Annotated in this window: 9 protein-coding genes; 8 read left to right on the forward strand and 1 reads right to left on the reverse strand. The window is 66.2% G+C overall.

From position 1 onward, the window contains the following. Positions 1-120 precede the first annotated feature (120 nt). From AC2JAJ_RS05690 to AC2JAJ_RS05715, 6 genes are all read left to right on the forward strand, one after another. Complete coding sequence (locus AC2JAJ_RS05690) at positions 121-1,377, forward strand: acyl-CoA dehydrogenase family protein (protein WP_486416558.1); 1,257 nt, start codon at positions 121-123, stop codon at positions 1,375-1,377. 37 nt (positions 1,378-1,414) lie between these two features. Beyond that, positions 1,415-2,977 carry a long-chain-fatty-acid--CoA ligase gene (locus AC2JAJ_RS05695; RefSeq protein WP_486416557.1) on the forward strand — a complete coding sequence of 521 codons (1,563 nt, stop codon included), beginning with the start codon at positions 1,415-1,417 and terminating at the stop codon, positions 2,975-2,977. 38 nt (positions 2,978-3,015) lie between these two features. Further along, positions 3,016-3,849 (forward strand): aldo/keto reductase, encoded by an 834-nt coding sequence (locus tag AC2JAJ_RS05700; RefSeq protein WP_486416556.1) that lies wholly within the window; start codon positions 3,016-3,018, stop codon positions 3,847-3,849. A 133-nt stretch (positions 3,850-3,982) separates the two neighbouring features. Continuing rightward, complete coding sequence (locus AC2JAJ_RS05705; protein WP_221385279.1) at positions 3,983-4,249, forward strand: GlsB/YeaQ/YmgE family stress response membrane protein; 267 nt, start codon at positions 3,983-3,985, stop codon at positions 4,247-4,249. 126 nt (positions 4,250-4,375) lie between these two features. Continuing rightward, on the forward strand, positions 4,376-4,783 hold the full coding sequence (locus AC2JAJ_RS05710) for a YtxH domain-containing protein (RefSeq protein WP_473694846.1): 408 nt from the start codon (positions 4,376-4,378) through the stop codon (positions 4,781-4,783). Between the two features lie 236 nt (positions 4,784-5,019). Next, complete coding sequence (locus tag AC2JAJ_RS05715) at positions 5,020-6,909, forward strand: HNH endonuclease signature motif containing protein (protein WP_486416555.1); 1,890 nt, start codon at positions 5,020-5,022, stop codon at positions 6,907-6,909. Between the two features lie 109 nt (positions 6,910-7,018). Here the strand turns inward: AC2JAJ_RS05715 and AC2JAJ_RS05720 are convergent, their stop codons facing one another. Next, a complete protein-coding gene (locus AC2JAJ_RS05720; protein WP_486416554.1) occupies positions 7,019-7,822 on the reverse strand; it encodes a putative protein N(5)-glutamine methyltransferase in 804 nt (267 codons plus the stop codon). A gap of 419 nt (positions 7,823-8,241) precedes the next feature. Between AC2JAJ_RS05720 and AC2JAJ_RS05725 the strand changes: the two genes are divergently transcribed. Together AC2JAJ_RS05725 and AC2JAJ_RS05730 are read left to right on the forward strand one after the other, a co-directional pair. Then, the gene (locus AC2JAJ_RS05725; protein WP_486416553.1) at positions 8,242-9,288 is read left to right on the forward strand and encodes a lactonase family protein; all 1,047 of its coding nucleotides are present in this window, start codon (positions 8,242-8,244) and stop codon (positions 9,286-9,288) included. A 174-nt stretch (positions 9,289-9,462) separates the two neighbouring features. Further along, entirely contained in the window at positions 9,463-12,597 is a 3,135-nt protein-coding gene (locus AC2JAJ_RS05730) for an alpha-amylase family glycosyl hydrolase (RefSeq protein WP_501053410.1), read from the forward strand. The last annotated feature ends 51 nt before the right edge of the window (positions 12,598-12,648 follow it).

Here is a 12,648-nt window from a genome sequence, read left to right on the forward strand (position 1 = left end):
TGGCACTCAGTCCCTTGACGTGGAACTGCGTTTCAGTGCATCCTTGACCGGTGTGGTCCCCGCCACACCTTCGCCCGCGGTCGGCGCCGAGGGTTCACCGCAGATCCAGAGGATGCAGATATGACGACGACGTCTCCCGCCCGGGGAGTGACCGATACCAGCTTTCCGGACGGTTTTCCCGCCGGCACCGTAGAACCGAACTATGTGGTGACGGAGGCGCTGGGCACGGACCCGGCCGCTGTCTTTGCGGGCATCAGCGCCGGGGACCGCGCCTACTGGGAGCGGGCACGCAGCTTCGTCCAGGATGAGGTCCTCCCCGTCATTGACGGCTATTGGGAACGGGGCGAGTATCCACTTCACCTGCTGGAGCGCCTCGGCCAGCAGGACCTGCTGCGCGACGGCGTCCCGGTGGACGGATTCGCGCCGATGAGCAGCATGGCCGCGGGGCTCGTGAACATGGAAATCAGCCGCGGGGACGGCTCCGTGGCCACGATGATCGCCGTCCAGGGGGGCCTGGCCCTCCGGTCGATCGCCGAATGTGGCTCCGCGGCCCAGAAAGAACGCTGGCTGCCCGCTGTCGCCAGCGGAAAGGAATACGCGGCCTTCGCCCTGACCGAGCCCACCCACGGCTCGGACTCGGTGGCGCTGGAATCCACCGCAACCCGGACCGACGGCGGCTTCCTGCTCAACGGTGAGAAGAAATGGATCGGCAACGGCTCGGTGGGCGGCGTCACCGTGGTGTGGGCGCGCGGCGAAGACGGCCAGGTGCACGGCTACCTGGTCCCCCAGGACTCCCCCGGCTACACCGCCACGAAGATCGAGGGAAAGCTGGCCCTGCGCGCCATCTGGCAGGCACATATCCGGCTCGAGAACGTCTTTGTTCCGGAGGCGAACGTCCTCCCCGGGGCGCGCACCTTCAAGGACACGGCACGCGTGCTCCTGGCGACCCGCCTGGGCGTGGCGTGGTCCGCCGTCGGGCATGCCACCGCCTGCTATGAAACCGCCGTCCAGTACGCCAGGCAGCGCCGCCAGTTTGGCAGGCCACTGGCAGCCTCCCAGATTGTGCAGGAGCGGTTGGCCCGGATGCTCAGCGAACTGGCGACGATGCAGTTGATGGTGGTCCAGATGACCCGCCTGGACGAGGCCGGGACGCTCACCCCCGAGCAGGCGTCGTTGGCGAAGTACACCTGCACACGCATCGCCAGGGGCATCGCCTCCAATGCGCGCGACCTGCTGGGCGGCAACGGCATCCTGCTGGCAAACCGCGTGGCACGGCACCTTGCCGACATCGAGGCGATCCACACCTACGAAGGCACCGAGACGGTGCAGGCCCTCATCATCGGCCGCGGCATCACCGGCATGTCCGCCTTCGCCTGAGCCCCCGAAAAAACACCTCCCACGGAAGAAGCAGGCCATGACCAACAACAACTCCGCCGAGGGATTCGCAACGATTTCCGTGGCCGCCATCCTGGCTGAATCCGCCCGCAGGACGCCGGACAGCATCGCCCTCGTGGTCGGCGGGGACGAGGTCAGCTACGGGGACCTGTGGCGCCAGACCCGCGCCTACGCGGGAGCGCTGCGTGCGCGTGGCATCGGCCCGGGCGACGCCGTCGCCGTCCTGATTCCCAACGTTCCGGACTTCGCCCGGGTCTACTACGCCATCCTGTCCCTGGGTGCCATCGTGGTTCCGGTTCATGCCCTGCTCAAGGCCCGCGAAATCGAGTACGTCCTCCAGGACAGCGGCGCCCGGCTGCTGGTATGCGCCGCTCCGCTGCTCCCGGAAGGGGCCGCAGGCGCGGAAGCCAGCGGAGTCGGCGTGCTGACAGTGATGGCTCCGGACGACAGCGGGTTCCCCCGGCTTGAGGCGGAAGCTTCCGGCGCCGAGCCGATCCGCACATACGAGCCGTGCCGCCCCTCGGACACCGCAACGATCCTCTACACCTCGGGCACGACGGGTAAACCGAAAGGCGCGCTGGGCACACATTTCGCCCTCGTGGAACAGACATCGGTGCTGCTGACCAGCGTGATGGACTTCCGGCCCGGTGACGTCCTGTTCGGCGGCCTGCCGCTCTTCCACACCTTCGGCCAGACAGTGGTTCTCAACACCGGGCTGCGGGCCGGCGCCACCATCGTGCTGATGCCCCGCTTCAACGGCGAGGATGCCCTGAAGCTGCTGGCCCGGCACGATGTCAACGTCTTCCTGGGGGTTCCCACCATGTACGTGGCACTGCTGGAGGCAGCCAAGACGTTGCCCGACCGGCCTGCCGCCCTGCGGTACGGCATCTCCGGCGGAGCGTCCCTTCCGCTGGCTGTGATGGACAAGTTCCGGGACGTTTTCGGCGTGGAGATCCACGAGGGCTACGGGCTGACCGAAACCTCGCCCGTTGCAGCCTTCAACCATGTCGGCACGCCACCCCGGCCTGGAACCATCGGCGTACCGATCTGGGGCGTAGATATCGAAATTGCCCGGCCCGAGGTGGTGGAGCGCATCGAACTGCTGCCCAACGGGGAGCTTGGCGAACTCGTCATCCGCGGACACCTGCTGATGAAGGGCTACCTCAACCGGCCAGAGGCTACGGCCGAGGCGGTGGTGGACGGCTGGTTCCGCAGCGGGGACCTCGGGACAAAGGGCGACGACGGCTACCTCACCATCGTCGACCGCAAGAAGGACATGATCATCCGGAACGGATTCAACGTGTATCCCCGGGAGGTGGAGGAAGTCCTGCTCACCCACCCGCAGGTGGTCAGCGCCGCCGTCTACGGGATACCGCATGACGTGCACGGCCAGGAGATCGCGGCGGCCATTGTGCTGGATGCCGGGGCCACCGTTTCCGAAGCGGGCCTGATTGACTTTGCGAGCGCCCAGCTCGCGGCATACAAGTACCCGCGGGTGGTCAGGATTGTCTCCGAACTCCCGCTGGGCCCGAGCGGAAAAATCCTCAAACGGAAACTGGCTGAGGATTCCAGCGGCAGCTAGGGGTGGACCCGGGTGCACCGGCCCGCAAGACTGTTCGCATGACACTTGCACCGCTCATCGAACTCAATGACGGCCACAGCATCCCCCAGCTGGGCCTTGGCACCTGGCCGCTGGACGACGACCAGGTGGCGACCGCCGTCGTACAAGCCCTGGAAGCCGGGTACCGGCACATCGATACCGCCGTGAAGTACGGCAACGAGCGCGGCGTGGGCAACGGCATCCGGGCCAGCGGCCTGGACCGCAGCGACCTCTTCGTCACCACCAAGCTGGACGGTGAATTCCAGGGCCACGACCGCGCCGTTGCCGGCCTGGAGGGGTCCCTGGAGCGCCTGGGGCTGGACTACGTGGACCTGCTGCTGATCCACTGGCCGCTTCCTGGCCGGGACCAGTACATCTCCACGTGGCAGACGTTCGAGCGGCTCCAGGCGGAGGGGAAAGCCCGGTCGATTGGGGTGTCCAACTTCAAGCCCGCCCACTTGGAACGGCTGATGGCAGAGACGGACGTGGTGCCTGCGGTTAACCAAATCCAGCTAAGCCCGGCGATCACCCGGGAGGCGGAGCGGGAATTCCACGCGAAGCATGGAATTGTCACGGAGTCCTACAGCCCGTTGGGTGGCTCCGGCGCGGGTCTGCTCAGCGCCCCAATTCTTTCCCAGCTGGCGGAAAAACACGGCAAAACACCGGGACAACTGGTCCTGCGGTGGCATATACAAAACGGATTGGTAACGATTCCCAAGAGTGCTTCTCCCGAGCGCATGAGGGAGAACCTGGACGTGTTCGATTTCGCCCTGGATCGGCAGGATCTCGCGGAACTTGCGGTCCTCGACGAAGGTCCCGGGGCGGGCAATGATTCGGACCATACGGGCCACTGAGGCATGCTTGAACTGGGCTTTTTTCCTGACGCGGGGTTGGCAAATAGATAGTAAGCATGATTACTATTGAGCCAGAAGGACGAAGTGCCTCCGGAACATGGGGGCCTCCTTTACCTAGGAAGAGAGCAAAAAAATGGGATTTATTGCATTTCTGATTCTCGGACTTATTGCCGGTGCGATCGCTAAGGCGATCCTCCCGGGCAGGCAGGGTGGCGGCTGGTTCATCACCCTGATCCTGGGCGTTGTTGGTGCCATCCTCGGCGGCTGGCTGGGTGGAATGATCTTCGGCAGCGGACTGCAGGAGTTCTTCTCGATCCAGACCTGGCTGCTGGCGATCGTCGGCTCGCTGATCGTGCTCGCCATCTACGGCATGGTCACCAAGCGCAGCGTCCGCGGATAACTGCCCGGGCAGTGCCAGGAAACCGGCCTGGGGGCACACATCCCCCAGGCCGGTTTTCATTTCTCCGGCTAGGCGCCAAGCGTCCCGGCCAAAACTGACAACCTTCTCGCGGAGCAGGAGTTCATGATGAAAAACAAGCTTCTTTTGGGTGTTGGCATCGCCGCTGGCTACGTCCTCGGCTCACGGTCCGGCCGTGCCGCATATGACAAGCTGAAGGCCCGCGCCGCCAGCATTTGGGACAGCAAGCCCGTCCAGGACAAGGTGGCTGTGGCCACGGGGACCATCAAGGAAAAGGCCCCCGAGGTTGCGGACCAGCTGGGCGAGGCGGCGCGCAGGGCAGGCACTGTCATTGGCTCCGCAATTCACCGCGACGGCTCGACCGGCACAGGGAACACCTCCGGTCCCACCGGCGCTGGGGCCGGGACAGGCGGAACAGCCGGGACGGGCGAGCTGGGCGAGGACCACATCCCCGCGCACAGCACCCACCCGGAAACCACCAACCTGGGTACCGCAGACGGGACAAGCAAGGCCTGATTACCGCCGCAGTGCTGAATATGACGCCTGCCCTGTCTGTGACAACAGGCTGGTGCGGGCCGTGTGTTACAACTTGATACCTTGCTGGCCGCCGCGATCCTTGGGGGACGCGGCGGCCAGCTGTATTTAAGGGCCAGCTGCAGCACTTGAGGGACGCAGCACCGCCCGGGCGCGGGTTTTCCACATACGGGCTTTCGTGGGTCCTCAATGTCAGTGGTGGCTGGCAGAGTTGGGCTATGGAGGCTATTGGGGAACAGCTCGAGGAGGCGTACGACGCCGGCGCCCGGCCGCCGCGGCTCCCCCGCCTTCAGGCCGTCCCCGGCGGCGCGGCGAAAGACAGTGCGGCGAGAGACAGCGCGGTACAAGACAGCGCGGCCGCTGCTCAGCTGGATGGCCTGCGTGCGCAGCTCGCGGCGGCCGCCCTCGCCGCTCCCAGCTTTCTGGCAGGGGCCAGCTACGTTGGGGCAGCCCAATATGCCGCCCATGTGGAAGAGCTCGCACGGAGCGTGGAGTGCTTGCAGATTGCCGCGGCCGGCACCGTGGACCGGACCCGCGGGCAGGCTATCGCCGAGGCCGCCACAGCCGGACGCAGGCGTCGCGGAATGAGCGGCTGGGACACCAAGGGCGTGGAAACCTTGAACGGCACCCATGCCGTCAACGAAACGGACACCAGCTGGCCCAGCGGTTCGAGCCGCCCGGCCCTGACCTCGCCCGCCGACGACGGTTGCAGGAACACCGCCGAGTTCCTTCGGGTCTGCCTTCGGATCCCCATCCGGGAAGCCCGCCGCCGCCTCACCCTCGCGCACCACACCCTGGCCGGCGCTGCCCTCACTGGTGAACCAACACCACCCGTCCGCGAACACCTCGCCGCCGCACTTGCCCCCGCGACGGAGCTGGGTCCACATGACGGCGGCCCGGCAAGCCTAAGGGCGGAAGCCCCGGCTGTGTCCTCACACTCCGCGACGATCATCACCGCCACCCTGGACCGGCTCCAGCACCACGCCTCTCCGGAGGTCCTGGACCGGGTCGAACAGCATCTCACTGCCGAGGCCGCCACCAGCGACCCCGATTTCCTCGCCCGCCTGGCGCAGCGCTGGGCGGACACCATCGATGCCGACGGCACCGAACCCATCGAAGAAGCCCTCCGCCACACCCAGGGCGCCTTCATCCGCAAACCCCGCCACGGCCTGCACCACCTTGAGATCTTTGCCACCACCGATCAATACGAACACCTGTTGACCGTCATGAACACGGCCACCAACCCCCGCACGTCGGTCCCCGGTAACCCAGGCCCGGGCGATGCGAAGACTGGCACGCACCTGGAAGCAGATCCAGGAACAAGTCCCGGGCCAGCACCACAATCCGACGGGATGGACCTGGACAGGCGCACCCGCCCCCAGAAGCAACTCGACGGCATCGTCACCGCAGTGAAAGCCGCCTTGGCCACCAATACCCTGCCGACGACCGGCGGCAACCGGCCCCAAATCATCGCCACCATCGACTACCAGGACCTCTTCCCCGATGCTCGCAGCACAGCAGCCACCAGCGCCGGTGCCGATGCCGGTGCCGATGCGGGTGGGATATCGCGGACCATGTCCCGTCCGTGGCCGCACACAGGCCAAGAGGTCGACAGGCTGGCACTTGCCGGGACAGCCGCAGGGACAGGGCCCCGGACAGGGACAGGGACGGGATCCTTTGTGTTCACCGGACCGGTCGCGGCCGCTACCCTGCGCAAAATCGCATGCGACGCAGACATCATCCCCGCCCTCCTGGGCACCCATGGCGAAATCCTCGACCTCGGCCGAAAAGCCCGCCTCTTCAGCCCGGCCCAGCGCCTCGCCATCACGGCGCGCGACCAAGGCTGCGCGTTCCCTAACTGCACTATTCCTGCACCCTGGTGCGAGGCCCACCACATCACCTACTGGTCACAAGGCGGACCAACCAGTACCAACAACGGCGTCCTGCTCTGCAGCCACCACCATCACCTCATCCACAAAGAACAGTGGAGCATCAGCAACACGCACGGCATGCCAACTTTCATTCCCCCGCCCCACATCGATCCCGCACGAAAACCCCGACAAAACCACTACTTCAAACCTCCGCCACCGCCCACCAAGCGGGAGTGAGAACGGCCAGGCTTACAAACCCGAGCAACAGCTGCCACGCAAAGCGGCTGAAGGAGAGGTGCGCCAAAGCGGCGGCACCCCGGGCCCGAAGCTGGAGCGCACGTCGCCTCTACAGGTAAGTTGCGGCACGCCCAGCGACCGTTCCGACAACCGCGGTTCCGTCAAGTTCCTCTGATCGGACCGTCCTTACACCAAACCCTTCTGCCACCAGGATTGCGCCGGTCCCGGCAGCCTGGCGCTCGCTCGTTTCGATGAGCAGACGCCCTCCAGGTGCGAGCCATTCGGTAGCCTCGGCAGCAAGCCGCCGATGGAAGTCCAGGCCGTCCGGGCCGCCGTCCAGCGAGAGAGCAGGCTCGTACAGGCGCGCCTCCGGTGGCATGGTCCGGATGGCCTCAGTCGGCACGTAGGGAGCGTTGACGGCCACTAACTGGACTCGTCCGCGCAGTCCTGTCGGGAGGGCCTGGAACAGGTCGCCCTCGTGAACTTGTCCTCCCAGCGACTCAACATTCCGTCGCGCGCAGGCAACGGCTGCGGGGTCAATGTCGGCGGCGTGCAGTTCCGCTCGCGGCAACCTGCACAGGATTGCGGCTCCCACTGCCCCGGATCCACAGCAAAGGTCCACAACAATCGGAGCTGAGGGGCCGGCATCCGCTGTCAGCAGGGCCACGGCTTCATGGACCAGCAGTCCGGTCCGCCGCCGCGGCACGAACACTCCTGCCTCAACCACGATCCTCCGGCCTGCGAATTCCGCCCAGCCCAGGATGTATTCGAGCGGGACGCCGCCGATCCGGCGCCGGACATTTTCCGCGAGTTGCGCAGGCCCGGGAGCTTCAGCCAGCAGGAGCCTGGCTTCCTCCTCGGCGAAGACACAGCCGGCAGAACGCAATTGCGAGACGATCCGGGAATAAGGCATCGGCTCGGGCAGAACTGCAGACGCGGCCGGAGCCCGGGGCGTGGGCGGAGCCTGGGGTGCGGCCGGGGCCCGGGTCGTGGGCGGAACGGAGGGCGCGGACGGAGCCGGCGTCCTGGCCGCGGCCGGACGTGTGGACAGAGAGGGGGCCGTGGAGCGAGCCGCAGATGCCGGCGAGTCCGGGGCAGGTGACGATTCAGCAGGGGGCATAACAACGCCTTTCAGTGGGCTGCCGGGCACCCTCACGCTGCTTAATCCAAGCTCTCCGGGCGGCAGCGGGAAGAGGTATCCGGGATTGATGAAGCGGTAATCGGACCCACCTCCTTCTGCCGTTGCTGGAAAGCCCATGCTAGCTTCCCCCGGCGCGAAACAGGAATGGCTGATGAGCAGGAATGCGCAGACCTTATTGGCAGGATGGGAGCATGACATCCGGCACCGGCGACGACATTCTGTGGATCGGCACCTACACCCCCGATGGCGGCGGCCGCGCCGAAGGTATCGGCGCCGTCCGGGCACACCAGGACGGCAGGCTCGAGTGGCTGGGCACGGCAACCAAGGCCCAGTCGCCGTCGTTCCTTGCCGTCCACCCAACCCTGCCCGTTGTGTACGCTGCGGCCGAACAGCGCCGGAAAGTGCAGGCCTACCGCCGGACAGGGGAGTCTGGCCTGGAACCCTTTGGTGAACCGCAGCAGGCTGGTGACGCCACCTGCCACGTTGCCGTCGATCCCGGCGCGCGCTTCCTGGCGGCCACGTGCTGGGGCGACGGCCAGGTCCTCTTGTACGAATTGGACGCCGACGGCGGCATGACCGGGCGGTTCCCGGCCGCACCGTCGGTTGACCCACACGCCGGCCTTGCACCGGGCGAGCCCCGGCAAAGCCGTGCCCATGCCAGCTTGATGCTGCAGGATGGCCGCATCATGACGACGGACCTGGGCCATGACACCCTCCGCATTTGGAACTACGAACCGGGCACCGGGCTGGTAGCCGACCATGAGGTGGTCCTCCCTTACGGCAGCGGCCCCCGGCACATGGTGGAACATCCCAACGGCAACGTCTTTGTGCTGTCCGAGTACTCAGTGGAGGTCTTTGTGGTCCGGCCCGAGGCAGGCACCTACGAATTGGTCTTCCGCGGACCGGCCACCGCCGGCGGCAGCCAGGACGGCGATTCGGCCGCGGAAATCTGCCTCGGCCCACACCATGGGTTCGCCTACGCGGGCGTGCGCGGATCCAACATCATCAGTGTCCTGGAGGTGGCCGCCGACGGCACCGAACTCATCCCCGTCAAGGACTTCAACAGCGGCGGGAACTGGCCCCGGCACCACCTGGTCCGGGGAAACTGGCTGCATGTTGCGCATGAGCGCTCCGACAACATCGCCACGTTTGCCCTGGACCCGGCCACAGGCCTTCCCGGGCCGGTGCTGCACAACCTCCGGACGCCTTCACCCGCCGCGCTGATACCGGCCACCTGAACAGTTCTTGCCACAGCGCAGTACCTTCCCTAAACACTGGAGTAATTCAGTGCAAGCGCTTACAGTTGTGACTTGGTTCACAGGACCACGCGCTGTCCTTCGAACCCTCCTGCCGCATCCCGACATCAACGTCAAGCCTGTACAGCAGCGCTGCTTCCCAGGAAGGTCTCACGCTTGTTATTCCGCACCCCTCCCGGCGCTCCCCCACGCGCCCAACTGCCGGCCAGGCCGGCAGGAACACACCCTGCGCCCCGGCGCCTGATCGCAAGCCGCGCCGCCGTCCGTTCGGCGGCCGGCCTCGTGGCAGCCGCCGTGGCCGTCTCCGCCGCGGTCCTCCCTGCCGCCGCCGCGCCGGACCCCAAGGGTCCCGGCACCAAGGATCCGGCAGTCGCGGCGGCACTGCACTCACTGCGCGGCCCTGTGACGGACGAGAACTTCTACTTCGTCATGGCAGACCGCTTCGACAACGGCAGCACCGCAAATGACCGGGGCGGCCTCGGCTCAGACACGATGGTCTCCGGTTTCGACCCCACCAGGAAGGGCTTCTACAACGGCGGGGACCTGGCCGGCCTGCGGGAGAAGATCGACTACATCCAGGGCCTGGGCACCACCTCCATCTGGCTGACTCCGAGCTTCAAGAACAAGGCGGTCCAGCCGGCGGACAAGTCGGCCGGCTACCACGGTTACTGGGTTACCGACTTCACCCAGATCGACCCGCACCTGGGCACCAATGATGAACTCAAGGCGCTCATCGACGAGGCCCATGCCCGCGGCATGAAGGTCTACTTCGACATCATCACCAACCACACCGCGGACGTCATCGGGTACCAGGAGGGAGCGCGCAAGGGCTACGTCTCAAAGGATGCCGTCCCCTACAGGACTGCATCAGGCCAGGCGTTCGACGACCGTGACTACGCCGGCACCGGGACGTTCCCGCAACTGGACGTCAACACGTCCTTCCCCTATAAACCAGTCCCGGCACCGGGCGAAGAGAACCTCAAGGTTCCCGCCTGGCTGAACGACCCCACCCTGTACCACAACCGGGGCGATACCACCTTCACTGGCGAGGACTCCATGTATGGGGATTTCTTCGGCCTTGATGACCTCTTCACCGAGCACCCCACCGTGGTGAAAGGCATGGAGGACATCTACAAGTCCTGGATCGGCGACTTCGGCGTGGACGGTTTCCGGATCGACACCATGAAGCACGTCAACAACGAGTTCTGGCAGGAGTTCGGCCCCAACGTCCTGGCGTACGCCAAGGAGCACGGCAAGGACGAGTTCTTCATGTTCGGCGAAGTTTTCGGCACCACCAAGAGCTTCACCTCGCAGTTCACCACGCGCAACAACATGCAGGCGGTCCTGGATTTCCCCTTCCAGGACGCCGCCCGCAACTTTGCCTCCAAGAGCCAGGACGCACAGTCGCTGCAGGCCTTCTTCGCCGGCGACGACTGGTACACCGACGCCGATTCCAACGTCTACGAACTGCCCACCTTCCTGGGCAACCACGACATGGGCCGCATCGGCAGCTTCATCGCCCAGGACAATCCCGCCGCCAGTGATGCAGAGAAGGTGGCCCGCGATGAACTCGCGCATGAGCTGATGTACTTCTCCCGCGGCAACCCTGTGGTCTACTACGGCGACGAACAGGGCTTCACCGGCCCGGGCGGCGACCAGGACGCACGGCAGACCCTCTTCGCCAGCAAGGTTCCGGACTACCTGGACGACGACCTGCTGGGCACGGACGCCACCCACGCCACGGACAACTTCAATCAAGGGCACCCGCTGTACGCAAAGATCCGCGAACTGGCTGCCCTCACCAAGGAGCATCCGGCGCTGCGGAACGGCGCCCACCAGCACCGCTACGCCGCGGAGGGCCCCGGCATCTACGCCTTTTCCCGAACCGATGCGAAGGACCAGCGCGAGTACGTGGTGGCCCTGAACAACAGCGGGCAGGCCCAGACCGCGGCCATCCCCACCTACATCGGCAAGCGCAGCTACACGCGCATCTACGGCCAGGGCGCCGACGAGGTGAAGACCTCCGAGGACGCCAAACTCACCGTAACCGTCCCGCCGCTCTCCGCCGTCGTCTACGAATCGTCAGGCCGGATCCCGCACTCCAAGGAAGCTCCCGCCGTCGCCCTCCAGCAGCCGGCGGCGGCTGCGGGTGACAACGGGCGCATCAACGTGGCGGCCGACGTCGACGGTGCTTCGTTCTACGAGGTCACCTTCGAAGCAAGGACAGCAGGCGGGGACTGGAAGCCGATCGGTACGGATGACACCGCCCCGTACCAGGTGTTCCACGATGTTGCCTCCCTGGACGCAAGGACTCCGCTGGAATACCGGGCCACCGTGCTGGACAACGGCGGGCATGTTGCCACCAGCCAAACCCGGACCGCGAGTGTCCCAGCGCCTGTCCTGACCCTCCAGAAACCTGTGGAAGGCAGCAGCGTGAAGGGCAAGGTGGAACTCAGCGCCACCGCAGATCCGGAGAAGTCCAGCCATGTGGTGTCGTTCGAGCGCAGCGTGGACGGCGGAGCGTGGACCGGCGTGGGCACGGATGACTCTTCGCCTGTGTACTCGGCCACCGACGACGTGTCAGCCCTGGCGGACGGCACCGCCGTCCGGTACCGGGCAGCCATGGCCGGCCCCGGTTTCAACGTCACCAGCGGGACCCGGACGGTCACCGTGGGTGAGGCACCGCAGCCTGACTCCGTAGCGGTGGCCGGGTCCCTCAACCAGGCGATGGGCTGCAGCGCGCAGTGGGATCCGTCCTGCGGCAAGGCGCAGATGGTGCTCGACCCGGCCGACCGGATCTGGCGGCTGACCGTGGACCTGCCGGCCGGGCAGTACGAGTACAAGGCCGCGCTCAACGGCGGCTGGGATGAGAACTACGGTGCCGACGGCCAGCCCAACGGCCAGAACATCGTCCTGGACCACCCGGGTGGCCCGGTGACCTTCCGCTACGACAACAGCACCCATCTCCTCAGTGCCGTGTACGCGTCGCAGCAGCCCAAGGCAGCGGCCGCAGCTGGCAGCATGGACAGCGAACTGGGCTGCGCCTCGGACTGGGAGCCTGCCTGTGACCAGGCACAGCTCACGCTGGACCCGGCAGACCTCGTGTGGAAGCTGGCCGTGCCCGACCTGCCCGCGGGAAGCTACGAGTTCAAGGCGGCCCTCAACCGCACCTGGGACGTCAGCTACGGGGCAGGGGGAGCTTCCCCCGGCGCCAATATCGTATTTGAGCACGACGGCGGCCCAGTCACCTTCCGGTATGACCACTTCACCCACGTGATCACTGCGGGCTAGGTGTACTGCCCAGGGACAAGGACACAAGCAACGCGGCCCGTCATGAAGGCG

The organism is Arthrobacter sp. MOO21 (assembly GCF_057369995.2).